The 23964-nt window shown below is 68.0% G+C and carries 24 protein-coding genes and 1 pseudogene; 17 read left to right on the top strand and 8 right to left on the bottom strand.

What is annotated here, in order from left to right:
- Window positions 1–56: 56 nt before the first annotated feature.
- The 9 genes from P9K36_RS30870 (at window position 57) to P9K36_RS30830 (ending at window position 10491) form a co-directional block, all read left to right on the top strand.
- Window positions 57–368 (top strand): hypothetical protein, encoded by a 312-nt coding sequence (locus P9K36_RS30870; protein WP_246410720.1) that lies wholly within the window; start codon window positions 57–59, stop codon window positions 366–368.
- Between the two features lie 39 nt (window positions 369–407).
- Window positions 408–1790 (top strand): PepSY domain-containing protein, encoded by a 1383-nt coding sequence (locus P9K36_RS30865; protein ID WP_278306391.1) that lies wholly within the window; start codon window positions 408–410, stop codon window positions 1788–1790.
- A gap of 19 nt (window positions 1791–1809) precedes the next feature.
- A complete protein-coding gene (locus tag P9K36_RS30860) occupies window positions 1810–2205 on the top strand; it encodes a DUF2946 domain-containing protein (RefSeq protein ID WP_278306390.1) in 396 nt (131 codons plus the stop codon).
- 57 nt (window positions 2206–2262) lie between these two features.
- Window positions 2263–4572: a TonB-dependent receptor gene (locus tag P9K36_RS30855; protein WP_043760539.1), complete on the top strand. Its 2310-nt coding sequence runs from the start codon at window positions 2263–2265 to the stop codon at window positions 4570–4572.
- Between the two features lie 139 nt (window positions 4573–4711).
- Window positions 4712–5683: an ABC transporter substrate-binding protein gene (locus tag P9K36_RS30850; RefSeq protein ID WP_043761769.1), complete on the top strand. Its 972-nt coding sequence runs from the start codon at window positions 4712–4714 to the stop codon at window positions 5681–5683.
- Between the two features lie 47 nt (window positions 5684–5730).
- Window positions 5731–7707: an ATP-binding protein gene (locus tag P9K36_RS30845; protein WP_236961696.1), complete on the top strand. Its 1977-nt coding sequence runs from the start codon at window positions 5731–5733 to the stop codon at window positions 7705–7707.
- Window positions 7704–8102 carry a response regulator gene (locus P9K36_RS30840; protein ID WP_043760537.1) on the top strand — a complete coding sequence of 133 codons (399 nt, stop codon included), beginning with the start codon at window positions 7704–7706 and terminating at the stop codon, window positions 8100–8102. The genes P9K36_RS30845 and P9K36_RS30840 overlap by 4 nt, the downstream gene beginning before the upstream one ends.
- Window positions 8099–9364, top strand: coding sequence for an adenylate/guanylate cyclase domain-containing protein (locus P9K36_RS30835; protein ID WP_043760534.1), 1266 nt, complete (start codon window positions 8099–8101; stop codon window positions 9362–9364). Before P9K36_RS30840 ends, P9K36_RS30835 begins: the two co-directional genes overlap by 4 nt.
- 140 nt (window positions 9365–9504) lie before the next feature.
- Window positions 9505–10491, top strand: coding sequence for an ABC transporter substrate-binding protein (locus P9K36_RS30830; RefSeq protein ID WP_043345432.1), 987 nt, complete (start codon window positions 9505–9507; stop codon window positions 10489–10491).
- A gap of 63 nt (window positions 10492–10554) precedes the next feature.
- On the opposite strand, the gene P9K36_RS30825 is transcribed toward P9K36_RS30830, so the two are convergent.
- From P9K36_RS30825 to P9K36_RS30805, 5 genes are all read right to left on the bottom strand, one after another.
- Window positions 10555–11031 carry a YidB family protein gene (locus tag P9K36_RS30825; protein ID WP_043760530.1) on the bottom strand — a complete coding sequence of 159 codons (477 nt, stop codon included), beginning with the start codon at window positions 11029–11031 and terminating at the stop codon, window positions 10555–10557.
- Between the two features lie 64 nt (window positions 11032–11095).
- Window positions 11096–12511: a TAXI family TRAP transporter solute-binding subunit gene (locus P9K36_RS30820; RefSeq protein WP_043345428.1), complete on the bottom strand. Its 1416-nt coding sequence runs from the start codon at window positions 12509–12511 to the stop codon at window positions 11096–11098.
- Window positions 12512–12606: 95 nt separating this feature from the next.
- On the bottom strand, window positions 12607–12810 hold the full coding sequence (locus tag P9K36_RS30815) for a CsbD family protein (RefSeq protein WP_111473181.1): 204 nt from the start codon (window positions 12808–12810) through the stop codon (window positions 12607–12609).
- A 106-nt stretch (window positions 12811–12916) separates the two neighbouring features.
- Window positions 12917–13840 carry a hypothetical protein gene (locus tag P9K36_RS30810; protein ID WP_043350219.1) on the bottom strand — a complete coding sequence of 308 codons (924 nt, stop codon included), beginning with the start codon at window positions 13838–13840 and terminating at the stop codon, window positions 12917–12919.
- Window positions 13841–14059: 219 nt separating this feature from the next.
- Window positions 14060–15520: a helix-turn-helix transcriptional regulator gene (locus P9K36_RS30805; RefSeq protein WP_043759706.1), complete on the bottom strand. Its 1461-nt coding sequence runs from the start codon at window positions 15518–15520 to the stop codon at window positions 14060–14062.
- Between the two features lie 211 nt (window positions 15521–15731).
- Between P9K36_RS30805 and P9K36_RS30800 the strand changes: the two genes are divergently transcribed.
- Window positions 15732–16406, top strand: coding sequence for a sigma-70 family RNA polymerase sigma factor (locus P9K36_RS30800; protein WP_111473182.1), 675 nt, complete (start codon window positions 15732–15734; stop codon window positions 16404–16406).
- Between the two features lie 663 nt (window positions 16407–17069).
- Here the strand turns inward: P9K36_RS30800 and P9K36_RS30795 are convergent.
- Window positions 17070–17342, bottom strand: coding sequence for a hypothetical protein (locus P9K36_RS30795; protein ID WP_158498483.1), 273 nt, complete (start codon window positions 17340–17342; stop codon window positions 17070–17072).
- Window positions 17343–18138: 796 nt separating this feature from the next.
- A complete protein-coding gene (locus tag P9K36_RS30790) occupies window positions 18139–18483 on the bottom strand; it encodes a hypothetical protein (protein ID WP_052083783.1) in 345 nt (114 codons plus the stop codon).
- 181 nt (window positions 18484–18664) lie between these two features.
- On the opposite strand from P9K36_RS30790, the gene P9K36_RS30785 reads away from it, so the two are divergent.
- The 3 genes from P9K36_RS30785 to P9K36_RS30775 all read left to right on the top strand — a co-directional run bounded on the left by P9K36_RS30785 (window position 18665) and on the right by P9K36_RS30775 (window position 20917).
- Window positions 18665–19276, top strand: a complete 612-nt coding sequence (locus P9K36_RS30785) for a PAS domain-containing protein (RefSeq protein ID WP_043761764.1) — start codon at window positions 18665–18667, stop codon at window positions 19274–19276.
- A gap of 238 nt (window positions 19277–19514) precedes the next feature.
- The gene (locus tag P9K36_RS30780) at window positions 19515–19826 is read left to right on the top strand and encodes a hypothetical protein (protein WP_043350233.1); all 312 of its coding nucleotides are present in this window, start codon (window positions 19515–19517) and stop codon (window positions 19824–19826) included.
- Between the two features lie 326 nt (window positions 19827–20152).
- Window positions 20153–20917, top strand: a complete 765-nt coding sequence (locus P9K36_RS30775; protein WP_043760524.1) for a BA14K family protein — start codon at window positions 20153–20155, stop codon at window positions 20915–20917.
- A 211-nt stretch (window positions 20918–21128) separates the two neighbouring features.
- Here the strand turns inward: P9K36_RS30775 and P9K36_RS30770 are convergent.
- A pseudogene (locus P9K36_RS30770) lies at window positions 21129–21416 on the bottom strand (IS3 family transposase); the annotation flags it as partial.
- Between the two features lie 516 nt (window positions 21417–21932).
- Here P9K36_RS30770 and P9K36_RS30765 point away from each other — a divergent pair.
- Genes P9K36_RS30765 through P9K36_RS30750 form a run of 4 tightly spaced genes read left to right on the top strand, consistent with a single transcriptional unit; the run spans window position 21933 to window position 23951 of the window.
- Window positions 21933–22124 carry a hypothetical protein gene (locus P9K36_RS30765; protein WP_278306389.1) on the top strand — a complete coding sequence of 64 codons (192 nt, stop codon included), beginning with the start codon at window positions 21933–21935 and terminating at the stop codon, window positions 22122–22124.
- Between the two features lie 3 nt (window positions 22125–22127).
- The gene (locus P9K36_RS30760; protein ID WP_278306388.1) at window positions 22128–22934 is read left to right on the top strand and encodes a helix-turn-helix domain-containing protein; all 807 of its coding nucleotides are present in this window, start codon (window positions 22128–22130) and stop codon (window positions 22932–22934) included.
- Window positions 22927–23568 (top strand): hypothetical protein, encoded by a 642-nt coding sequence (locus P9K36_RS30755; protein WP_278306387.1) that lies wholly within the window; start codon window positions 22927–22929, stop codon window positions 23566–23568. The genes P9K36_RS30760 and P9K36_RS30755 overlap by 8 nt, the downstream gene beginning before the upstream one ends.
- Window positions 23565–23951 (top strand): hypothetical protein, encoded by a 387-nt coding sequence (locus P9K36_RS30750; RefSeq protein WP_278306386.1) that lies wholly within the window; start codon window positions 23565–23567, stop codon window positions 23949–23951. Before P9K36_RS30755 ends, P9K36_RS30750 begins: the two co-directional genes overlap by 4 nt.
- The last annotated feature ends 13 nt before the right edge of the window (window positions 23952–23964 follow it).

Raw genomic sequence — 23964 nt, 5'->3', positions numbered from 1 at the left:
ATCGCCCCATGCGCCGGCGGCAGCCTCGAACGGGTAGAGGGCGCGCGATCATTGGCTTGGTCGCGCTCTACGCGCTGCTGCTTCAAGCCTTTCTGGGACTCGCCACACCGAGCCGCGCCCTGGACGGTCCGGGCGAGGTGCTCTGCGCCGGGCATTCGTCGGGCGAGCCTGCGAGCAAGGGCGTTCATGTCCATGCGTGCTGCACGGTCGTGCAGGCCGGGACGCTGACGCTGCCCCCCATCGATCCGGAGGCGGCGGCCTGGCCCTCCGCGCCCACCTCGTTGTGTGCGTGGCGCCCGGAAGCCGAGATCCCGACGACGGGACCTCCGGCCTATAACGGAACCGCGCGAGGTCCGCCCGCGGCCTGACGATCCCGATCCCGATCGCTCAGGCCCGGACCTCTCCTCATGTCGATTGTTCTGCACGGCAGCGCCCCCGCGTACGGGGCGGCTGCCACTGGACGACTGTCCAGCGACGCCATCTACCGGGCCGTCTGGCGCTGGCACTTCTACGCGGGCCTTCTGTGCCTGCCCTTCCTGATCAGCCTGTCGGCGACCGGCGCGCTCTACCTGTTCAAGGATGAGATCAACGGCAGCCTGTTCGCGTACCGGACCAAGGTCGCCCCCCAGGCGATGGCGCCGCTCGGCCCGGATCGCCTGATCTTCAATGCGCTGCAGACGGTGCCGGACGGCGCGCCCGTCACCTACGTCGATCCCGCCGCCCCGGATGCCGCCGCGCGCGTCACGGTCGCGGTGGGCGATCGCCGCATCCAAGTCTACCTGAACCCCTACACCGGCGACGTGCTCGACCGCGTCGGCTCCGATCGAGAGTTCATGGCGGTGGTTCGGGGGCTGCACAGCCTCGCCCTGCTCGGCCCGCTGGCGAATGCCGTGATCGAGATCGTCGCGGGCTTCGCGGTCATCCTGGTGGTGACGGGCACGTATCTCTGGTGGCCCCGCGGTCGGACCGGCGGCGTCGTCACCGTTCGCGCCACGCCCCGCCGGCGCGTGTGGTGGCGCGATCTCCACGCCGTCACCGGATTCGTGGCCGGCGGCGGTCTGCTCTTCCTCGCGCTCACCGGGTTGCCCTGGTCGATCTGGTGGGGGCAGCAGCTCCGCGCATGGTCGAATGCCGCCGGCCTCGGCCAACCGGCCGCGCTCTGGGCGAACCGGCCGGTCTCCACGATACCCCTGCGCGACAGGCTCGAGGATGCGGGCTGGACCCTGCAGGACGCGCCCATACCGCGCTCTACACCGCCTGCCGCAGCGGGCGCGGGCATTGGAATCGACGAGGCCGTCGCGAGTCTCGGACGCATGGGGATGCCCCACGGCTTCGAGCTGGCGCTGCCCGTCGGCGCCGACGGGGTCTACGCCGCCGCCATCTACCCGCGCGACGTCACCCGGCAGCGGGTGATCACCCTCGATCAGTATTCCGGGCGGCCGCTGGTCGACGTCCGCTTCGCCGATCTCGGCCCGGTCGGCCGGGCGATCCAATACGGCATCGGGATCCACAAAGGTGAGCATTGGGGCCGCGCGAACCAGTTCGCGATGCTGGCCTTCTGCCTCGCCACCATCCTGCTCGCCGTGACGGCCGGAACGATGTGGTGGAAGCGGCGCCCGGCCGGCAGCCTCGGGGTGCCGCCGTGGCCGCCTAACCGGCGGGTGCGGGTCACCGTGACCCTGATGATCCTCGGGCTCGGGATCCTCTTCCCGCTGACCGGCCTCGCGATCGCCGGGATGCTCGGTCTCGATCTCGGCGTGGATCGGCTCCGAAGGCGCGGGATGAGCTGATCCGGAGCGGACGGGCGCCATGCCCGTGCGGACCCGTTCTCGTCTGACGCGCCGGCGCCCGGGCCTTCTGGGTGCGGGGCTGATCGTGTGCGCGCTCTGGATCCAGGCGCTGGCACCGGCCGTGGCCCTCCGGATGGCGCAGGCGCCGTGGGCGCTGCCCGGCCAGATCCTGTGCGGGCACGGGCCGGATCAGGCGACGGAAGTCGCCATCGGTCCGCACGCGCCGGCACTGACGGGCTGCGGCCTCTGCGGGCTGTGTCGGGCCGGCGCCGTCCCGCCGCTTCTTCCGACGGTGGTCGGTCTCGCCCGTCGCCTGCGCTGGCATGCGGTGACGTGGCCGATCCCGCCCCCAAAGCCCATCGTCTCGGTCCACCGCATCCCTGGCCAACCGCGAGGGCCGCCCCGTTTCGCCTGATCGCCTGCCCATGCCCGCGGCCCCGCCGCTTGCCCCACCGATCAGACGAGTCCTCCGATGCCCCCCGACCAGACCGCCCTGCGCGGCCGCGCCCTCGCGCTTCTGCTTGCCGGTACCCCCCTCCCCGCCCTCGGCCAGACCGCGGTGACGCTGGACGAACTCTCCGTGGAGGGCGAAGCGGCGCCGTCTGCGGGCCGGACCACGGCCCCGCCTTTCGGCGTGGCCGCACCCCCCGGCGCGGCCCCCTCGGTCATCGAGCATCCGGTGGGGGAGATCGTCACCGGCATCGGCCGGGACGGCACCATCGCGAACCGGCCGGCGACCAGCATCGGATCGGTCCTGGTGAACAGCCCGGGCGTCACGGTCCGGCAGGGCAATGGCGGCCGGGACGTGGTGATCTCGATCCGCGGCAACAACGCCCGCTCCACCGGCGTGATCAAGAACACCGTCGTTCTGGAGGACGGCTTCATCCTGACCCAACCGGACGGGGCGTCGCGCTTCGACCTCACGGACCCGCGGGCCTACAGCCGGATCGACGTGTTCCGCGGGCCGCAATCGCCCCTCTTCGGCAATTACGCCACCGGGGGCGCGCTCGCGTTCCGGACGAGGACCGGGCGGGAGATCGACGGCTACGAGATCGGGGTGGATGCCGGCAGCTTCGGCTACCTCAGCAATTACTTTACCGTCGGAGGCGTCAGCGGCCCGTTCGAGATCAGCCTGTTCGCGAGCGACGTCCGCGCCAACGGCTATCAGGACCATGCGAGCTATGACACGCAGACCATCAATCTGCTCGCGAGCTACACCCCGACCCCGGACAACCGCTTCACCCTCAAGGTGATCAACAACACCCTCGACGCAAACCTTCCCGCCCGCTCGTCCCTGGCCCAGTACCGGATCAACCCGTACCAGCGCGGCTGCGCCGCCGCCGCAAGCGCGGCGGCCGGCTGCACCACCTTCAACCTGTTCCGGAACGGAGCCTTCGGCGCGACCGTGCCGGTGACGGCGGATGAAGGCGGCTTCGGGCGCAACGACCGCCGGACCATCGTGGCGGCCCGCTGGGAGCACGACATCGACGCCTTCACCACGTGGCGCACGCAGCTCGGCTTCGACGAGCGCAACTTCGATCAGCCCTTCTACCAGACATCGTCGCGTGGCTCGTATCCGTCCTGGAATTTCCTGACGGACCTGACCCGGCGGGGGGATCTGTTCGGTCTGCCGGCGACCGGCTACGTCGCGCTGGCCTACAACACGATCGACAACCACATCACGACGTTCAACCGGGCGCCCTATGATGGCCCGCGCCTGGGGGCGCTGATCGGCGATCAGACGGCGGTGCAGTCGAATCTCGGCGGCCGGGCGCGGCTCGAACTCGCCCTGTCGGACCAATGGACCGGCGTTCTCGGCCTCAGCGCCGAGAGCACGTCCATCACCGGCCGCAACCTGGCCTACAGCTACGCGGCGAGCGGCGCGACGCGGACAGTGGCGGACGCGAACCGCTCCTTTCTCAACGTCGCCCCGGAACTGGCGCTAGTCTACCGGCCGGATCCGGCCTGGGCGCTGCGCGGCCGGGTCGCCACCGGCTATACGACGCCGGCCGCGAGCAACCTGTTCATCACCCCCGCCGGACTTCCGGGCAACAACACCCAGCTCCAGACGCAGGAAAATCTGGGCTTCGATCTCGGCGCAGAGTGGAGTCCGGTGACGGATCTTCGCTTCAGCGTCACCGGCTTCTACGAGTTCTTCCGCAACGAGCTGGTCACGCAATCGCCAGGGGCGGGCCTCCTCGCCTACACGTTCAACGCGCCCGCCTCGGAGCATCGGGGGATCGAGGTCGGCGCCGACTGGGCCTTCGCGCCCGGCTGGCGCGGAACCCTAGCCTACACGTTCGACGACCAGATCTACACCCGCTACACCGAGCAGCTCAGCGCGGGCAGCCTGAGCCGTCGGTTCGACCGGGCGGGGAACCGGATCCCCGGCGTTCCGGCCCACCAGCTGCTGGCCCGCCTGGGCTACGACGTGCCGAGCGGGCCGCTCGCCGGTCTCGGAGCCTTCGTGGAAACGGTGGTTCAGGGCGACTTCTACCTCGACAATGCCAATTCGCTGAAGGCGCCGGGCTATGCGATCGTCAACGCCAACCTGCACTACGCCACGGACCTGACCGGCGGATACGCCAAGCGGCTCAGCGTCTATCTCGAAGTGCGCAACCTGTTCGATACGACCTACGTGGCCTCCGCGCAGAATCTCGCCAATGGGATCAGCGCCACGACCGGCCTCCAGAACGGGGCGGCGGTGCTGGCGACGACGACCGGCTCGATCTTCGCGGGGGCTCCACGGAACATCGTCGGCGGGATGCGGCTGGCATTTTGAGCGTTGCCGGCGGGCCGGCGCGTGGTGTCAATGCCGAGCTTGCACTATGCTCCGGCGATCGATCGCGGGGGCCGGGCCGATGCGCGCGGTCCGGGCCGCGCGGCGCGGGCCGTGGGCGGAGACTTGGCGCGATGGTCGGATGAGGCGGCGCACCGTAATCGCTGGATTGGCGCTGGCCGGATGGCCACGCATCGCCGGAGCGCAGACGCAGGCCCACGTGGCGGCGCTCTGGCCGTTCACGGAAAGCGATGACGAAGGTCGCGCGCTCGCGGAGGCGTTCAATGCCGCCCTGCGCGACCAGGGGCATCCGGATCAGCCCGTCGATCACCGCTGGGGCGGTGCCGACCCCGAGCGGACGCGGATCCTGGCGACCGAACTCGTCGCCGCAAGGCCGCCGGTCATCTTCGCTTATCTGAATGCGCAACTCTCGGCCGTCGCGACGGCGACCCGAACGATTCCGATCGTGTTCGTCGGCGCCTCCGATCCGGTCGGGTTCGGGTACGTGGAGAGCCTCCAACGCCCGGGGGGCAACATCACGGGCTTCACGCTCTACGAGGCGCCCCTGGGTGGAAAATGGGTGGCGGCCCTCAAGGAAGCCGTGCCGAGCATCCGACGCGTCACGCTCCTGTCGAATCCGAGCACCGAGATCCGGGGCAAGAACCTCTACGCCGAGCCGTTCCGCAGCACCGCGGCCGCGCTGGGAATCGAACCTACGGTCGTGAAGGTCGAGAAGACTGCCGACATCGATCCTGTCATCGCAGATCTCGCGCGACAGGGGCACGGGGGGCTGATCGTCGCGCCCGGGACATTCAGCGAGGCCAACGGCGATCGCATCGTCGCGCTGACGACGCGCAACACGATCCCGACGGTCTTCGCCATCCGGCGCTTCGCCTATCGCGGCGGCCTGATGTCGTACGGTCCCGATCCGACCGAGGCGGTCCGTCGGGCGGCGGCCTATGTCGGTCGCATTCTCCGCGGCGAGAACCCGGCAACCCTGCCGGTCCAGGCGCCCACGAAGTTCGACTTCATCGTGAATCTCAAATCCGCGCGCGGCATGGGCGTGGACATCTCGTCGGCGCTCCTCGCCCAAGCCGATGAGATCGTCGAGTGACGGCGCTTCCCCCACCGACCGGAAATACGGTCCCGCGGTGGCTCCGCGTGCCGCTGTCGGTCAAGTTCGCGGTGGCCTTCGTGGGCCTCGTCAGCTTGGTCCTGCTCATCAACGGGGCCGTCGACCTGACCCTAAACTATCAGGACGCCAAGCGGACGGCGATCGAGACGCAGCGCACCAAGGCGCGGGCGGCCGCGGAACGCGTCGATGCCTTCCTGTCCGGAATCGAGAGCCAGATCGGCTGGACGACCCGCGCCGAGTGGCGGCGGATCCCCCCCGAGCAGCAGCGTTACGACTTCATTCGCCTGCTGCGCCAGGCGCCGGCGATAACGGAGGTCGCCTATCTCGATCCGGCCGGAAAGGAACAGCTGCGGGTGTCGCGGCTCGAACCCGACGCCGTAGGCAGCGGCAAGGATTTCTCGACCTCTCCGCGGTTCACCCAGGCCCTCGCCCAGAAGACCTGGTTCGGCCCGGTCTATTTCCGGCGCGGTTCCGAGCCTTACATGACGGTCTCGGTCGCCCATGCCGGCCGCGACCCGGGCGTGACCGTCGCGGAAGTCAATCTGAAGCTGATCTGGGATGTGGTCAGCGCGATCAACGTCGGCGAGCACGGCTACGCCTTCGTGACGACCGCGACCGGACGCCTGATCGCGCACCCGGATCTGAGTCTGGTCCTGCGTGACACCGACCTGTCCGGTCTGTCGGAGGTCGCGGCGGCGCTGCCCGGATCCCGGATGGCGGGACAGGATTACGAGATCACCACCGGCCTCGACGGCGGCTGGGTGCTGGCGGCCCATGCCACCATCCCGCGGGTCGACTGGATCGTGTTCGTGCAGGAATCGCTGCGCGACGCGATGGGGCCGGCTCTGGAATCCGTCATCCAGACCACCTCCCTGATGGGCCTCGGCGTGCTGCTGGCGGCCGTGGCGGGGACCTTTCTGGCGCGGCGCATGGTCGTTCCCATCCGACAGCTGGAGGATGGCGCAGAACGCTTCGGATCCGGAGACCTCTCGGAACGCATCGTGATCCGCACCGGCGACGAGATCGAGACCCTTGCGCACCGGTTCAACACGATGGCAGGCCGCGTCCAGGAATCCTACGAGACCCTGGAAGCCAAGGTCGAGGAGCGAACCCGCGACCTCAATCAATCACTCGATGACCTTCAGAGAGCCCAGAGCCGTCTCGTGCAATCGGAGAAGCTCGCGTCTTTGGGCCAACTCACCGCCGGCATCGCCCACGAGATCAAGAATCCGCTGAACTTCGTCAACAACTTCGCATCGCTCTCGAACGAGCTGGTGGACGAGTTGCGGGACACGCTCGAACCCGCCTCGCTCGATCCGAGCACGCGGGAGGAGGTCGAGGAGATCACCGGCCTTCTCAAGGGCAATCTCGAAAAGGTCGTCCAGCACGGCAAGCGTGCCGATTCGATCGTCAAGAATATGCTGCTGCACTCGCGCACTGGGTCCGGGGAGCATCGCCCGGTGGACGTCAACGCTCTGGTCGAGGAGAGCCTGAATCTTGCCTATCACGGAGCCCGTGCGGCGAAACCCAGCTTCAACGTGACCCTCGTGCGCGATTACGATCCGGCCGCCGGCACGGCCGACCTCTTTCCCCAGGAGATCACCCGGGTCCTCCTCAACCTGATGTCGAACGGATTCTACGCCACCGAGAAGAAGGCCAACGGCGCGGAGCCGGGCTACGAACCGACGCTGTCGATCGCCACCCGGGATCGGGGCGACAGCATCGAGATCCGCGTGCGCGACAACGGCACCGGTATCCCCGACAGCGTCAAGGCCAAGATGTTCGATCCGTTCTTCACCACGAAGCCGGCCGGCGAGGGAACGGGGCTCGGGCTCTCGTTGAGCCACGACATCCTCGTCAAGCAACACGGCGGGACGGTGGACGTCGCCACGGAGCCGGGCGCCTTCACCGAGTTCACCATCACCCTGCCGCGCCAGAGCGTCACGACGACCGCGCCCGCTGCGCCTCCACAGCCGGCGAGCGAGACCGAGAGCCAGCCATGAACGTCCTGATCCTCGTCGTCGATGACGAACCCGACGTGACCGACCTGTTTCGGCAGCAGTTCCGCCGCGAGCTGCGCGCCGGACGGTTCGCGATGGGCTTCGCGCATTCGGCGGCGGAGGCCCTGGACCGGATCAACGGGTCCAACGATCCGAGCCTGATTCTGATGCTCTCCGACATCAACATGCCCGGGATGACCGGCCTCGAATTGCTGCCGCGGGTGCGCGCCGCCCGGCCCGACGTGCCGGTGATCATGATCACGGCCTACGGCGATGCCGAGACGCGCGAGAAGGTCATCGCCGCCGGCGCGGTGGGCCTGATCACCAAGCCGATCGATTTCCCCGTCCTGAAGGCCGAGATCGACCGCCGCCTCTCCGCGCTCTCGGGGGCCGAATGACGCCCGGCATGCCGAGCGCCAAGATCCTCGTCGTCGATGACGAGCCGGATCTCGAGGCGCTGATCACCCAGAAGTTCCGCCGCCAGATCCGCCAGGGCCTCGTCACGTTCCTGTTCGCCCATGACGGACAGGAGGCCCTGGACCGCCTCTCGGACAACCGCGACGTCGATCTGGTCGTGTCCGACATCAACATGCCGCGCATGGACGGGCTGACGCTGCTCGCCAAGCTGCAGGACCTTGCCGAGCGCCCCTCGACCATCATCGTCTCGGCCTATGGCGACATGGCAAACATCCGCACGGCGATGAACCGGGGTGCCTTCGACTTCCTGACGAAGCCGATCGACTTCGTGGATCTCGAGACGACGATCGAGCGGACGCTGAGGCATGTCGAGGCTCTGCGCGAGGGCCGGCGGCGGCAATCGCTGGCCGAGCGGGCGCATGCCTCTCTGGCCCGGTACTTCTCGCCCAACCTCGCCGAGCGGCTCGCGGGGGATGCATCGGGCCTGGAACTCGGCGGCCACCGGCGCGACGTGGCCTCCCTGTTCACCGACATCGCCGGCTTCACCAGCCTGGTGGAGAGTCTCGACCCGGCGCAGCTCGCCGAGATCCTCAACGGCTACTTCGCCGAGATGACCGACGTGGTCTTCGCCCACGAGGGGACGGTGGCCAAGATCGTCGGCGACGCCCTGCACGTGCTGTTCGGGGCGCCGGGGGACCAACCGGACCACGCGGCCCGGGCGGTGGATTGCGCGCTGGCCCTCGACCAGGTGGCCGAGGGGTTCCGCGCGCGCTGGCGGGAGCGGGGGATCGAGATCGGCGTGACGCGGATCGGCGTCCATGCCGGGCCGGCGATCGTGGGCAATTTCGGCGGCGGCCGATACTTCGACTACACGGCCTACGGCGACACCATCAACACGGCGGCACGCCTGGAGAACGCCAACAAGGCGTTCGGAACGCGGATCTGCGTCAGCGAGGCGGTGGTGATCCGGGCCGGGCAGTTCCGCGGCCGGCCCCTCGGCGACCTCCTCCTGCGCGGCAAGCAGACGGCTCTGCGCGCCTACGAACCCCTGACGGAGGCGGTCTACGGCGACGCGCCGCTCGCCCAGTATCAGGACGCCTACGCGAAGCTCGATGCCGGGGAGGCCGGCGCCCTCGCGGCCTTCGCGGCCCTGGTCGGGCTGCGTCCCGACGACGGGGTCGCGGCCTTCCACCTGAAGCGCCTCCTGAACGGCGGCAGCGGCAGCCGGGTCGAGGTCCGCTGAGTTCCGCGCCCCGCCGGGATCCCCATCGGTACCCGCGATAGCCCCGCCTTAAGGCAGCGCCTATTACCATCCCCGGGCGCGCGATCGGACCCCCTCCCGATCGGCGCGGCTCGGAACGGGTGAAGGCGGGAGACCGGCGCATGAGACGGCGCGACGTCATCGCGGGCCTCGGCGGCGCGGCCGCGTGGCCGGCCCTCGCCGCCGGGCCGGCGAAGGGTCAGCGTCGCCTGGGGATCCTGCTGGTCTACGGCGAAGCGCATCCCGACAGTCCCGTCATCGTCGACACGCTCAAGGAAAGCCTCAATCGGGCCGGCTGGATCTGGGGCCAGAACCTCGCCGTCGACCTGCAGTACGGCAACGGCGAAGCCGAGCGGATGCGCGGTCAGGCCGAGGAGATTCTGGCGCGCAAGCCCGACGTGGTGCTCGCGCAGGGCGTCGTCGGCGCGACGGCGCTCCAGCGGGCGACCACGACGGTTCCGGTCGTCTTCATGATGCTGCAGGATCCGGTCGGCGGCGGCTTCGTATCCAACCTGTCGCGGCCCGGCGGCAATCTCACCGGCTTCACCAACTTCGACTTCATTCTCGTCGGCAAGTGGCTGCAACTCCTGAAGGAACTCAGTCCCGGCGTCACGCGGGCCCTCGCCCTGATCAACCCGGATTACCGGGCGCGCCTCGCGGGCTACACGGCCGAGATGGCCCGGATTGGCCCCGAACTCGGGATCGACGCCCGGATCGCCGGCGTGCACGACGCCGCCGAGATCGAGGCGGCGATCACGGGCTTCGCCGCCCAGCCGAAGGGCGGCCTCATCGCGCTGCCGGACGCGGTGACCGGCGTGTACAGCCAGCGGATCGTCGATCTGGCGGCCGCCTACCGTCTCCCGGCCGTCTACGCCTATGCGGCGCCGGTCCGCCTCGGTGGCCTCGCCGCCTACACGACCAGCGTCGAGCAGGATGTGCAGCGGGCGGCGGGCTACCTCGACCGGATCCTGCGCGGCGCGGTGGTCGGCGACCTGCCGGTGCAGGCGAGCGAGCGCTTCATCACCCTGCTCAACCTGAAGACGGCCGCCACCCTGGGTCTGACCATCTCGCCCTCGCTGATGGCGAAGGTGGACGAGTTGGTCGAGTAGCGGCTGCCGGAATCGTCGGCGGAGGTCGTCGCGGCGTCGCCGCGACGACCTCCGCGAAGCGGATCAGCTGAAGGCCGGCAGTCGTCCTTCGGGCGAGTAGCGATCGATGGCCGAGGGCAGGTCGCGCGAGAGGCGCTCCAACAGCTCGCTCTTGCTCAGGCCCGTGCGCTGCTCCAGGGCCGCCAACGTGTCCGGCCCGATGGCGCGCTCCAGATCCGCGGCCGGGATGTCGCGGTTCGGGCCGTGATTGATCCAGGATTGCGCCGTCTCGGCATGGCCGCCCTTGGTGAAATGATCGACCAGCTCGGTCAGGCCGCCGGCGATGAGGCCGCCGACGCCCCCCGCGCTGGCGCCGCCGAGGAGGCGATCCAGGTTCGCCGGGATCGTCGACCCCGTCGCGGGCGGGACCTGCGGTGCCGGCGACCGCGCCGGATCCTTGGCGTGGCCGCCAAGCCACTCGGCGATCCGGTCGCGGTTCTGGTAGCCGGCCACCGCCAGCAGTCCCAGCAGGGCGGTCATCGAGGGATATCCCTTACTCATGGCGTCGTCCTTCCTTAGTGCGGGCCGAAGCCCGGGTGGTACGGCGGTGGGCCGCCGCATCGGGTCATGCCGGCGTCTGGGCCGCGTCTGCCGCGACGGCTCTGCCGGCCAGGCCCAAGCCGTCATCCGCGCTCCGGCCAGCCGTGATGGCGCGCTTCACCGTCGAACGGGCCGCGTCGATGGCGATGGTCGCCGCCGACATCGTCCGGGCCTCGGTCGGGCGCTCCAGGGCATGCTTGGCGATGTCGCCCGCGAGATCGTCGATCTCCCGGGCCAGGATCTCGAGACGTCCGGAATCCGGTGTCTCCTGCGCCTCCTGACGGATCTGCAGCAGGCGGTCGGTCGCCTCCTCGACGCGCTCGCGGCGGAGGCGCGACAGGCGCTGGCCGATCCACGCGAGCGCCGAGCCGATGCCGCCGCCCAGGAAGGCGAGCAGGTAGATCCAAGTCTCATAGCGCTCGATGAAGCTCTGCTGCTCGCGCTCGTAATAGTCGACGGCGCCGGGATGGATGGGCAGCCTCGCGCTGGTCGCGCCGACGGTGCCGTCATAGGCGGGGGCCTGAACGTAGTCGGCGGCCGGCGTGACGTTCGCCATCGCGCTGCGCAGCTCGAACAGGTGCTGCGTGACGTCGGCCGCCACGGAGCGTGCGAGGCTCGACCGCGCCATCAGCCGGTACGAAGCGCCGACCGTGTGAACGTCGTCGGCCGGCACCTTGGGGCTGCCGCCGAAGGTCTCGGCCGGCATGGTGACCACCTGCAGACGCGGCAGCCGCGCGACGATCGCCTCGGCATTCTCGACATCCACGAAGGAGATCTTGCGGTTGCGGCTGGCCGCCTGGACGAGGCCGACGATCCGCTGGGCCGTCGGCGCGGTCGGCGCGATGACCGAGATCACTGCGTCGACCCGCTTGCGGGCGAAGGCCGCTCCCAGGTCGCTCTCGGCCATCTCGACCAGGGCGACGTGGCGCGGCGGCAGACCGCCTTCCGGCTCGGTGGTGACCAGCGTCAAACCATAGTGATCCAGCATGGCGCGGATGAGCGCCTCGTCGGCGTCCCGATGGGCCAGGATCGCGAGGCGCTTGCGATCGAGATCGGGGAAGCGGTCGATCCCGGCGGCTTCCGGCGAGGCGATGATCATCGCTTGGTCGCGTAGGATCGCCAACGTCAGGCCGTTGTCGGGGAGTTCGACGTCCGGGCGTACGATCGCCAGATCGACCCGCCCGTCACGCAGCGCCTCGGCACTGTCGCGCACGTCGTCGAAGGGTATGATCTTGAGTCGAATCTCCTTGTGGCGCTTGGCCAGGGCATCCGCGTAGGCCTGGATCAGCGCCGGCTCCGTCCCGTCCTTGGGAGCGACCGCGATGGTCAGGACGGTGGCGCGCGACACCCAGTAGGCCACGCCGGCGCCGACGCTCAGCAGGATGGCGAGCACCAGGAAGACGAATTCCTGACGCAGGAAGAGGCTGGCGAAGTGCCGCATCGGCTCTGCTCCCGCGCGTTGAGCGGTTCGGCCCGGCACCGTACCGGACATGGGCCGAGGGGCGGCGCCGGTGGCCCGGCGCCGCGGGATGAGGATCAGTGCTTGCCGGTGATCTTGTCGGCGAGGGTCTTGGCGCCGTCCTTGACGTCGCCGACGGTCTTCTGGGCCTCGCCCTTGAGCTCCTGCGCCTTGCCCTCGGCCACCAGCTTGTCGTTGCCCGTGGCCTTGCCGGCCGCCTGCTTGACGTTGCCGATCGCCTCGTTGGCCAGGCCCTTGATCTTGTCGGTGGTGCTGCTCATCGCGTGTGCTCCGTGCGGTTGGAGGGGGGTCGGGGATCCCGGCCGGGCGCGTTCCGCCCGTCGGGGATGGGCGGCGCCCGCATGGAGGCGCGGGCGCCGAGGGCGGTCAGACGCGCCGGGTCTCGTAGGCGCCGAGCAGGGTCGCGGGCTTCGGCGCGCCCAGGCGGCCGCCGAGGAAGGCCGCCAGGGCCCCGAGGATCAGCGCCAGCGCCGCGTAGAAGGCGCCCTGCGTGGCCGCCGACTTGGCCGTCACGGCCGCGGCCTCGGCCTTCTGCTTGGCGGTGGCCACCGCCTGGTCGTACTGCGTCTCGTAGTCCTGGATCTGCTGGCGGGCCTGATCGACCGGGATGTTCTGCGCCTTGGCCAGGGCGTCGGCCGCGCGGGCCTCGGCCTGCTGCTTCTGCGACGCGTCACCCGTGAACAGCGCCTTGATCGCCGCCACCGCCGCGTCGCGGGCCGCCTGCGGGTCCTGGCCGGCGGTCTGCTGGCGGACCTTCTGCTCGATGCCGTCCAGCGGGTTCGAGATCTTCGCCAGCGACGGCGCCGCCGCCTGGGCCGCCGTCTGCACGGTGCCGCCCACGAGGTTGCCCGCGCCGCCGAGCGCCCCCGAGACCGTGCTCAGCGTGCCGCCGACCAGGCCGCTGGCGGCCGAGGTCAGCAGGTAGAGCACGACCAGCGTCGTCACCGCCCAGGACACGAGACCGTGCAGGGCGGCCGCGCCCGGCAGGGGCTTGCCCGAGAGCCGGCCGGCGATCAGGCCGCCGGCCAGCGAGGCGACGATGCCCGAGGCCACGAACCAGATGCCGGCGCCCATCGAGGCGGTCGAGGCGGAGGGATTGTCGGCCGCCGTCGTGCCCACCGAGGCCAGGCCCACCCCGACGCCGACGAGGTTGACGATCACCTGGGTCACCAGGGCGGTGACGGCGCCGGCGAAGATCGCCCCCCAGGACACTTGGTTGAGCAGGACGGCGCGCGTGTCGGCGTGCGCGTCCGGCGCGAGGGGCGTTGCTACGGTCTGGATGGTGGTCACGCTGTCACTCCGGTGGTGGTGGTCGTCGTGGTTCGTCGCGAGGGGGGATCGCGACGGGGCGTCGCCGGGGGGCGTCGCCAGGGGGCGTCGCGGTGGGGCGGCGCCGGCGAGGGGGCTCAGTCGCGGGCGCCTCATCCTGCGCGGAAGAGCCCTGGCCGCGCGGAAGATGAGGGCGGACATCGCCCGATCAATGGTCCGTCCATACCGGTACGGCGGTATTCATCCGTCAGGCCTGCTCAGCGGAAAGCCGTTCTCGCGCCCCCACACCACCGCCTCGCTGCGCTTGTGGATGCCGATCTTGCGGTACAAGGCGGCGCCGTGATTGCGCACCGTGTTGCGCGACAGGCCGAGCTTGCGCGCGATCGCGTCGTCGCCGAGGCCCGAGCAGATCAGGTTGAGGATCTGGCGCTCGCGCACCGTCAGGTTCGGCGCCGCCCCCTCGGCGGCCTCCCGGCCGGGGCGGCGCAGGGTCGCGAGCTTCTCGATCAGCCCGCGGCTGAACCACGACGTGTCGGCCATCACGGTCTCGATCGCGTCGAACAGCTCCCGCTCGGTGTGCTTGCGCTCGGTGATGTCCTGCAGGACCAGCAGGGCGAACTCGGCATCGTTGATGGTCACGCGCTCGGCCGAGACCAGGCAGTCCAGGTTCGTCCCGCTCTCGTGGCGCAGGCACACCTCGACCCCGAGGACGTAGCCGTGCCGGTCGAGGGCGGCCTCGACCTGCAGGCGCTGCTTGTCGGCGACCCACAGCCCGGCCTCGTCGAGGCTGCGCCCGACGATCCGGTCCTCGCCGTGGCCGAAGACCCGGCTGAACGCCTCGTTGATGCCGGTGACCTGGAACGTGTCCGCCCGCACCAGCACGGTCGGCACCGGCGTCATCCGGAACGCCTTGGCGAAGCGCTCCTCGCTCTGGCGCAGGGCCGTCTCGGCCTTCCGGCGCAGTTCGAGGTCGGCGAAGGTGAACAGCATGCACGGCTCGTCGCCCATCGCGATCGGCTGGCCGGCGACGATCACGAACCGGCTGCCGCCGTCGGGCAGGTCGAGGCAGGCCTCCATCTGGGGGATCGTGCCGCCGGACTCGAGGCGCGCGACCGCGAGGTCGCGGTTGCGGGCGCCGGCCAGGACGTCGACCTCGTAGACGCTGCGGCCGATCACGGCGTCGCGGGTGAAGCCGGTCATCTCCAGGAAGCCGGTGTTGACCTTGACGTGGCGCAGGTCGGACAGCCGGGTGATCACCGCCGGAGCCGGGTTGGCGTTGAAGGTCCGCTCGAACCGCTCCTCGGCCTCGAACTGGTCGGAGACGTCCTTGAGGATCAGCGCGAGGCAGCTCGGCTTGCCGTCGCGGTCCGTGGCCACGAGGCTGCGCAGCGAGTGGACGAAATCCATCTCGGGCTTGTCGGCCCGGCGCACCTCGACCACGACATCGTGGAAGCGCTCGCCGGCGACGACGCGCTCGATCGGATACTGGTTGGGCGCGACGTTGTTGCGGTAGCGCAGGCAGAACCGGTCCCGGTACGCGTCCACGGTCGGCCCGAGCTCGTCGAGGCTCTCGGCGCCGTGCATCGCCAGGGCGGCGGCGTTGGCGTACGCGATGGTCTGGTCGGGCTCGACCAGGATCACGCCCTCGCTCAGGCCGGCGATGATCTGCCGGAGTTCATGCCTGTCGACGCCCGCCGTCACCGCTCTCGCACCCCATGCCGCGCGCGCCGCCCCTCCGGCAGCCGGGCACAAACGGGTTGCGCACAAGCAGGTTCCACTGCGCTCGCGTTTTACACTGGTATACCTGCATCATTGACGCTGTCGTTATCGACCAGAGATAAGTCCGCGCCCTTCCGCCGGACGTGTCGTCCGCTGCGACAATGTTTCCATCCTATCGACACGAGAGCTTCCCGTGCAGCCCGCCGACGAAAAGCGGGATCTGGCCGACGCGTCCGATCCCGTCATCTCGTATGTCCATGCGCAGCTCGGTCATCGGCTGCGGCAATACTACTCAGAGGTCGTGGCGGTTGATGTCGGCTCGCGGCTCGCCGCCGTGCTGGATCGATTGTCCGCGGCCCTCGATGCAGCCGAAGCCGGCGGGCAGGTTCCCGATGCATTCAAGGACGACCTGATCGCGCTGGTGCCGCGTCTCAGGCGGTACGCCCTGTCGCTGACCTTCGATGGAGCCGAAGCGGATGATCTCGTACAGTTCACGCTGCTCAAGGCCTGGGAGCATCGCGAGCGATACGAGCCAGGCACTCGATTGGTCGCTTGGTTATTCACCATCCTGCGCAACGGCTTCATCAACGGGCGGCGCAAGAGGCGCCTCGAGATCGCGGATCCTGACGGCCTCCACGCTGCCACCGTTTCCGAACCGGCCGCGCAGGATCACGCCCTCGGACTGAAGGAGGTTCAGGCCGCCATCGACCGCCTCGAGCCGGCCTATCGCGAAGCGCTCCTCCTCGTCGCCATCGACGGCCTCCCCTACGAGGCCGCCGCCGCGGTGATCGGGTGCCCCGCTGGCACGGTGAAGAGCCGCGTCAGCCGCGCGCGCGACAGACTCCTGCGGGATCTCGGAGAAGCGTGATCGGGGCGCGCTGCCCTTGCCCAGCGACGTGTCGGACCTGGCTCATTCTTCCAAAGCCGGGACCTTGGGCCGCGGGAAAGGCCAACGTTCCGGAACAGCCGTGCCGCATGCAATGACGTCGCTCGACGGTCGCGCGGACGCCTGTCCGCGAGGCGTGGCGATCATTTGAGGAGTGCAACAAGCGACAGGAGGCCGCCCGACGATCCGCCGACAGGGGACCGACTGGCCCGGGCGGCGCGCTGCGCAATGGCCGGCGCGGCGGCCTAAGGCTAAGCCTGCGCAGGGAATGCGGGGCCAAACTCCGCCACCGTCGTCCCGGAACGTCCCCGATATTCCCGCCAATCGCAGACGGAAGACCCGGCGGTGATCGCGGATGCGTGCGCCGTGCGCAATCCGACACCGGCCACCGCGGCGTCAATCCATCTTTTGATGAGGACGCGGGGGTTTGGTTTTGCTGGTAAGGCGCCTTTGTTGCTGACCGCATCCACCGGACATTCCGTCTTCCGCGCGAGGAACCTCGATGCATGCGATCGGTACGAGGCCCGAACACGCCATACCCATGGACCAGATCGCTCCCGTCGCGTCCTCTCGCACCCGCAAGAAGCCTCATCCGGCTCTCGTCGTCGCGTCGATTGCTCTGGCTGTCGGGCTCTGGTTCGTCATCTACGCGGTATCCGGCCGCGTCATCTGGTTTTGGTAACGGCGCCGCCTTGGAGCCGGACGTCCATGGTCGCCCGCCCATTCGGAACAGGGCAGCGATAACCGGATCGCCTTCTCCAGCGCCGCAAATTCCGTGATGCCGTTTGAAGATGCGGCGCGGCTGGCTCGGATCGGCCAGTCAATCGGATACCTCGAACGACGCCTTCCTTGAACGGCGGCCTGGTGAGCCCCTTGCTGGGTCAGCCCGGGTTCCTCGATCCGGATGATCGCGATCATCGCTTTTCCGAGGCAGTTGATCCATTGCTGATGCGGGCGTCTCTGACTGAGTTCGAGGCCTTCCGACCAAAGCTGGCGCGCGCGACATCGGCCGACGGATCGTAGGGCGGCTGGCGTTGGCCTGAAGGGGGGTCGGAGGGAACTCTTGGCTCCTCACGACGCCCAACAACGGACACGCCGAGTCCAACAAAGCTGCCACCGTCCTCCTGTTACCCGATGAATCGATCCGTCATGCAGGTCTTCGGAGTATCCGAAAGGTTGCTGAAACCTGTGGCGCCCACATGATCGATATGAGCCTAACGCAAAATTTTGAAAACCGATCTATAATCCCGAATGACCGGGCGACAGAGGTGCGGCACTGTATTCTCTGAAACAGCGCCGCCATGCATCCGGCACCTCCTGGAATCCTCCAATACGACCGCCAAGACATTATGGTCGCCACGAAACCCATCACCGCAGGCAATCGATATTCATACGACTACAAAGTCATTGATTTTACGCCTAAAACTGCTTTGCGACCACAAAGATGGGATTAATTGGCCCTATACTGCGGAGTCGAATCGCATGACAGTCCGCAATACGTTCTAGCGATGCGTCGAGATAGGTTACGCGGCCTCTCGTCCTCGTCCTTCCTGTCGCCTTCCCCACACCGGACAACTAGGGCGATCATTGCGCGAGGCTTGTATCTGAGTGGTCCGGTCTCGAGACCGGGACACGCCTCGCATCTCTCGGCGCGTGCCGTCAGTTCAACCTATTCATGAGCGAAAACCGGCCGCTCGGCCCCGCGCGAGTCTGCTCACGAGGCGGAAGAGCGTCCGATCAGAGCCTCGGTCTCCTCAGCCGCATCCTGGACGAGCAGCAGGAGCCGAAGGCGTTCCTCGGGATCTCGGATACGCCTGTAGGCGTGCAGCAGCGCCTCGCACTGCTGATCAAGGTCGGCGCCATCCGTGGCGCTGTGAGTTCGCACATTGGCTGCGTCGGGAGCGTAAAGGACGTCCGGTTGAACCTGAAGCGCCCCCGCGATGCGGGTCACGAGACGCCTTGCGTCATCGCCGGCCGAGGCTGCGGAGCGGCTGTCGCTGCGATTTTCCCAGGAACCATCCGACCCGGCCTTCGCTTGAAGCGGCATCTTCTGTCCCATCGCTCGCTCCGCGCTGGCGCGAAAAACGCCAGTTCGGCTGCTTCTTACCACAATCCGTGCCGTATCCGGCACCAATTACACGCTCCGGTTGATATTGTTCTCGATATCTCTTGAAGCCGGAGTGAGTGCTTTTATACATTCGCAACTGAAGGTTGGTCCCGCAGCAATCGTGAGCGTCTCGGTGCCGAAGCTCAAGCTCGTTGACATCCAGACTCGCCCCACTGCATTGCAGCAGGCATTGGACGCCGTCGAGGTGGCCGGCACCTGGGACTGGGACATCGTCTCGGACTCGGTGCGTGCAGACACGTTCGTGGCATTGATGTTCAACGTCGATCCGGACGCCGCAGCCACAGGCGTTCCGCTATCGGCGTTTGTGGACGGCATGCATCCGGATGATCAGGAGCATGTCCACGCCTTGATCCGCCGCAGCATCGACGAAGACACCCCTTTCGTTGCCGAGTACAGGGTGCTTTCGGCTGACGGTGTTACGCGATGGGTTCTCGACCGTGGCTACACCGTTCGCGACGCATCGGGGCGTCCGATCCGGGGACGGGGCATCATCATCGATCTGACGCGGTCGCGCACCGGCACGAGAGCGGCGACGGGCGGTGAGTTGCACCCACTCTGCATGCCACCTTTAGAACGAGCAGCCGAACTCCTTTTGGCCGCGCAGCAGTCTCTCGTGCAGTTGCAGGATCCGAATCTGAAAGCACGCGCCGATGCGCTGCTGTTGGAGGTCGGACGCAAGCTCGCTCAGCAGGAGGTTCAGGCTCGGCGCCGGCACATGAATTAAGTGCGCGTCTGATGGCTTGCTTGGGTCAGGATACTTGAACCCACAAGCGGTGAGCCGACAGCAACGCGGCTCGGGATGGGATCGCAGGGGGTGGTTACGCCGGGGCGCCGGACTCGGACGCACGGGCGTCCCGAACCGGCAGCACACACGCACACCAGCCTCCGCCGGGTGAGCCTTGAAGCGACCAATGGCCGGCTCACGCGTTGTCCGGGACAACCGCCGTATCCCGGATTGCCCCATGCTCGCCCGATCCGCACTGCTCTTCATCGTCATGACGACGGGCGCGCAAGCCGCCGCCTTCGACGACCTGAAAGGCTACCTGGCATCCTGCCTGCGGTTCGAGATGAGCGGCGCCGGCGCGCACCGCGGCGGTCCCCTCGCGTCGAAGGTGAGGGATGCGTTAGATCGATGCTCCGACGATGTCGCGCGCCTCGAACGAGCGGATGGGCGTCGTCTGCGTGGCGATGGTGGGATCAGCCCGTCGACCAAGGAGGTGATCCGGAGCGTCGTGGGTGGCGGTGGCGGCGGTATCCGCACCGTCCGGTACTGAGGGAACGGGTCTCGGTGAAAAGACTGCCGACGTGCGTGAGAGGCCCGCGCCGGTGAACCGGGTGGGTCTTTCCAGACCCGAAGCTCAGGTGTCGAGAACACGCGGATCCGCGATCAAAGCTATCACGATACAGCGCAAGAGAATGCCCGGCGCGGCCAGGCCTGCAGGGCTTAAGTGGCGAAGGGTATCCGGGCCGGGACAATCGCACGCCCCCGATCATCGGTCGGATCGACCAGCGATCTGGTCGCAGGACAAAAGGAAGCGGGATTGGCCGCCGCTGGCGCGACGTTGATCCAGATAGACTCAACACAGCGAGCGTGGCGACCATGAACCAGACGGTCACAGCGATTGCATCGGCAATCCTCGCCGGCGCCCTCTTGGCGGCACCCACCGGTGCCCGGGCACAGGCCGGCGGCAGTTTCGCCAACCAAGGCTTCGGCAGCCACAACTTCGGGGCCGCAGCCGCCGGTGGCGGCGGCTTCAGCAATCAGGGCTTCGGCAATCACAACTTCGGAGCTGCAGCGGGTGGCGGCGGCTTCGCCAATCGGGGCTTTGGGAACCACAATTTCGGAGCTGCGGCGGGCGGCGGAGGCTTCGTCAACCAGGGCTTCGGCAATCACAATTTCGGAGCCGCGGCGGCCGGTGGTGGTGGGTTTGCCCACCGGGGCTTCGGCAACCCTCATATCGGCAGGCCAGGCGTCGGCCACGGGTTCCCCAATCGCGGGCTCGCCCATGACCTCAGCGCCCACCGCGGTTACGGCCTGTATCGGCATTACGGCGTGAACCGAGGCTTCTACGGACGTCCCTACGGATACGGCTACGGCTACGGACGACGCGGATATGGGCTCGGCGGGCTCGGTCTTGGAGTGGCCGTGGGAGGCCTCTACGGCGGATACGGTTATCCGGGATACGGCTACGGCTATGACGTCGGATATGGCGGCGGCTACGCTCCGGTCACCTATGGATACGACGACGTCGATTCGGATCGCACCATCGGTGATGACCGCTACTGCGCGCGTCGTTTCCGGTCCTACGATCCGCAGACCGGGACCTATCTCGGCCGGGATGGACGGCGCCATCGCTGCCGCTGATCAGGGGAGCACGCGCGAGGAACGGAACCGTCTGTGCCGTGCAGACAGGGCACGGTTCCGTTTTCGAGCTTTCATTCGAGGATGACGGGTCGGACGAGCACGTCCTGATCAAACGCAAGCTGCGACCGAGCGAAAGCCCTGCACAGCCATTCACCGCGGGGTCCACGGTGGTCTGGCACGGGAGTGTTCACCCGGAAGCGTTTGCACCGCCCAGCCGCATGCGCAGCGCCGCCTGTGGACCCGAACGCTTACGCTCGCACTGGGACGAATGGCCGAAGCCGCTGGCTAATGCGGCCACGCGCTTGCTGATGCCGCAGGCCACCTGCAGGGAGCCAGCGATCGCGCGGCGAGCGGCGGGCCTTCACCCCTCCCGCTTGCGCACGTCCTGCAACATGGAGCGATCGCGCGTCAGGTCGGCGACCAGCCGCCCGACTCGCCGGATTTCCGGCATATCCCTGACGACGAACTGCGTCTTTCAGCGGCGAAAGGTCGGCACGGCCGCTAGGCCTTGAACAGGCGACCGCCCCCCCCTCGCCGAGCGCGGCCACACGCGCGAGGCGCAGCGAGCACGGCTTGTTGACAGCGCTTGGAAAGGCTTCGGCGCAGCGCGGCCCTATGGGGTTAAGGGCTCGGGCATCCACCCCCCAGGGGTGAAATGCCGCCAACATTTATAAAAAATGCGCCGGTGGCGCTCCCAAGGGAAGCGCAGAAATTCAGGTCAGTACAGACACTTAGCTGAAGGTTTGGGCGGAATTCGCCCCGTTGATTCTCAAGACGTTTCAGACCGCCCGCCCAACCCGACAAACCATTCCAGGAACGAAAACGCCGTCGCGGGGGTGAAGGCCCGCAACGGCGCTAAGCAGATCGGCTCCCGCAAAGAAACCGAACGCAGAGATAGGGCGGTCCGCCCGGTTCTGGCAAGCGCCCTGACGGCCGTGCTGGACAGCCGGGGCATGGTCGTCGGCGTGCTCGCCGGCCGCACCGCGGCGCGGGCCTTCCTGCGGGGAGGCTGCGCATGATCCGACGCGATCTCGCACCCATCATCGCTCGCGTCTTGGTCGAGAACCCGCCCGAGCTGATGAGCACCAGGGGAACGCTCCTCTGGATCTTCCTAACGTGGCCCGATTGCTCCGGGGAGGAAGCCCTGCGCGCGATCGAAATCGCCGACGAGCTTCACGCGGTCGACTGCATGGCGCGGGAGGCCTGAGACATGGCCGGTGACGCCTTCACACGCGATCTAATCGCTTGGCAAAACCAAGTCGTCGCCGACCGTGAGCTGACGCTACTCGCCTTCCACGTGGCCTACGTGATCGGGCAGCACCTCAACCGGGAGAGCGGCGACGCCTGGCCATCCCAGGTGCGCCTCGCAGAAATCCTCCAGGTCAACGAGCGGTCGGTCCGCAACGCGGTCGATCAACTCCGCTCCCGGGGTCACCTCAGCGTCGCGGTTCGGCACGGCCGAGGCGACTCCAACAGATATCGAATCATCCTGAGAAACCGGAACGAGGATTCCGCTTTCGGCTCAGAAAACCGGAATACAGCTTCCGGTATCAGGCCAGAAAAGCGGAACGCAGATGCCGGTTTTGAGCAAAGAAACCGGAACGGCGGTTCCAAAGAAACCGGAACGAGCGTTCCTACTAACCATCTGAAAGAACCATCTGAGAGGGGATATATCCCCCCTACCCCCCAACATGCCTTTGATCGATTCTGGCGTGCCTTCCCGAAACACGAGGCGGAGGACGGTGCGCGTCGAGCGTTCGATCGGCTGATGCGGGACGGACAGGTCGACCCCGAGCAACTCGTCGAGGCAGCCTGCCGGTACGCCGTCGAGGTCGAGGGCAAGCATCCCGACCACATCGCGAGCGCCAAGAATTGGCTGCTGGATGGGCGCTGGAAGGATCCGGCCCGTCCCCGTAGTCCCGGCAGCGCCGGTCCCACCCTCAAGCAGAACTCCAACCCTCAGAGTGCCACGGCCTACCTGACGGAGCGCCGGGCCCGGAGACTTGGCCATGCCTAGCGATCAACGATCCACCACGATAGTACCGCTGAAGCGCGGACCGGCCGCACCAGCAGATCCGAAGAATCTGCTGCAGGTTGATCGACTGCTGCGCGAACACGGCAGATCGATCGCCAGAACCTACCTGCCGACGCTGCGAGCAATAGGCTTGAGCCTTACTCCGGAGCGGCGGGCACTTCAGCAGGCCGAGCATCGCGAAGCCCTGGAGAGCATGCTCAGTAACGCAGCTTCCGTTCCAACGCTTGTGGCGGTCAGCGAGGCACTTGACGTTGCCCTGAGTGCTGGGCCCGACGAGGGAGCTGTTGAGGCAAGTCTTGCGGCGCTGGTCGATAGCCGGATGAGGCTGCCGCACAATCTGCCGATCTTCCTCGAGGCCGCGATTTTCGATCTGGTGGATCTAGGCTTCCAGCCCTGTGTGGTCGCTGCGGCCTGCCAGAAGCTCAGGCGCGAGAGCAAGTTCTTCCCGGAGATCTCCGAGATCGTTGCGGCCTGCAGCGAGATCCTCGCGCGCTACCAGGATCAGCGGCGACGCGTCGAGCAGGCTCTCGCCGATCGCCGGCAGGCAGAACGGTGGCTGGCGCAGCTGAGCGGTCCAGAAGCGACCGAGGTGGCCGCGAAGGATTCGGGGCCATGACGTTCGCTGCGCAGCACCGCATCCATCCGGCGAACAGGATGGCGGGAACAACCCGCGGCGCCTCTCGCTGTCTGATCCCTTTCGATCGCCGAGAGGGTTGCTCTGTCGAGGAAGCCGCGGAGCTCGCGGGTAAGTCGATCCGGACGATGCGCATGTGGTGTGAGCAGTATCACATCGGTCGCCGCGTCGGTGGCGGGCCGTGGGTGGTGAGCCGCGTTGCGCTCGGGATGCTGCTCGAGGACGATGCAGCTGCCCTGGAAGCCTATTGCGCTGGCGATCGCCAGAGCTTCGCAGTGGTTGGCTACTTCGAGCGCATCGGCCTCGCGGATCTGATCAGCCGTTGGCGGCATGCCGGAGCGGCAATATCGGCAATGACGACGTAGCCCTTTGGTCCTC

The sequence above is a fragment of the Methylobacterium sp. 391_Methyba4 genome (assembly GCF_029691625.1).
GTDB classification, from domain to species: Bacteria; Pseudomonadota; Alphaproteobacteria; order Rhizobiales; family Beijerinckiaceae; genus Methylobacterium; species Methylobacterium fujisawaense.
Note: the sequence above shows the minus strand (reverse complement) of the source record. Positions and strands in the feature narration are given on the sequence as shown.

Excerpts from the sequence above, each read along its gene's own strand:
- P9K36_RS30755 (WP_278306387.1), top strand. The coding sequence starts at position 22,927 with ATGCCTAGCGATCAACGATCCACCACGATAGTACCGCTGAAGCGCGGA.
- P9K36_RS30815 (WP_111473181.1), bottom strand. The coding sequence starts at position 12,810 with ATGAGCAGCACCACCGACAAGATCAAGGGCCTGGCCAACGAGGCGATC.
- P9K36_RS30825 (WP_043760530.1), bottom strand. The coding sequence starts at position 11,031 with ATGAGTAAGGGATATCCCTCGATGACCGCCCTGCTGGGACTGCTGGCG.
- P9K36_RS30840 (WP_043760537.1), top strand. The coding sequence starts at position 7,704 with ATGAACGTCCTGATCCTCGTCGTCGATGACGAACCCGACGTGACCGAC.
- P9K36_RS30765 (WP_278306389.1), top strand. The coding sequence starts at position 21,933 with ATGATCCGACGCGATCTCGCACCCATCATCGCTCGCGTCTTGGTCGAG.
- P9K36_RS30750 (WP_278306386.1), top strand. The coding sequence starts at position 23,565 with ATGACGTTCGCTGCGCAGCACCGCATCCATCCGGCGAACAGGATGGCG.
- P9K36_RS30820 (WP_043345428.1), bottom strand. The coding sequence starts at position 12,511 with ATGCGGCACTTCGCCAGCCTCTTCCTGCGTCAGGAATTCGTCTTCCTG.
- P9K36_RS30760 (WP_278306388.1), top strand. The coding sequence starts at position 22,128 with ATGGCCGGTGACGCCTTCACACGCGATCTAATCGCTTGGCAAAACCAA.
- P9K36_RS30850 (WP_043761769.1), top strand. The coding sequence starts at position 4,712 with ATGAGGCGGCGCACCGTAATCGCTGGATTGGCGCTGGCCGGATGGCCA.
- P9K36_RS30855 (WP_043760539.1), top strand. The coding sequence starts at position 2,263 with ATGCCCCCCGACCAGACCGCCCTGCGCGGCCGCGCCCTCGCGCTTCTG.
- P9K36_RS30830 (WP_043345432.1), top strand. The coding sequence starts at position 9,505 with ATGAGACGGCGCGACGTCATCGCGGGCCTCGGCGGCGCGGCCGCGTGG.
- P9K36_RS30795 (WP_158498483.1), bottom strand. The coding sequence starts at position 17,342 with ATGATCGCGATCATCCGGATCGAGGAACCCGGGCTGACCCAGCAAGGG.
- P9K36_RS30860 (WP_278306390.1), top strand. The coding sequence starts at position 1,810 with ATGCCCGTGCGGACCCGTTCTCGTCTGACGCGCCGGCGCCCGGGCCTT.
- P9K36_RS30775 (WP_043760524.1), top strand. The coding sequence starts at position 20,153 with ATGAACCAGACGGTCACAGCGATTGCATCGGCAATCCTCGCCGGCGCC.
- P9K36_RS30780 (WP_043350233.1), top strand. The coding sequence starts at position 19,515 with ATGCTCGCCCGATCCGCACTGCTCTTCATCGTCATGACGACGGGCGCG.
- P9K36_RS30865 (WP_278306391.1), top strand. The coding sequence starts at position 408 with ATGTCGATTGTTCTGCACGGCAGCGCCCCCGCGTACGGGGCGGCTGCC.
- P9K36_RS30835 (WP_043760534.1), top strand. The coding sequence starts at position 8,099 with ATGACGCCCGGCATGCCGAGCGCCAAGATCCTCGTCGTCGATGACGAG.
- P9K36_RS30790 (WP_052083783.1), bottom strand. The coding sequence starts at position 18,483 with ATGGGACAGAAGATGCCGCTTCAAGCGAAGGCCGGGTCGGATGGTTCC.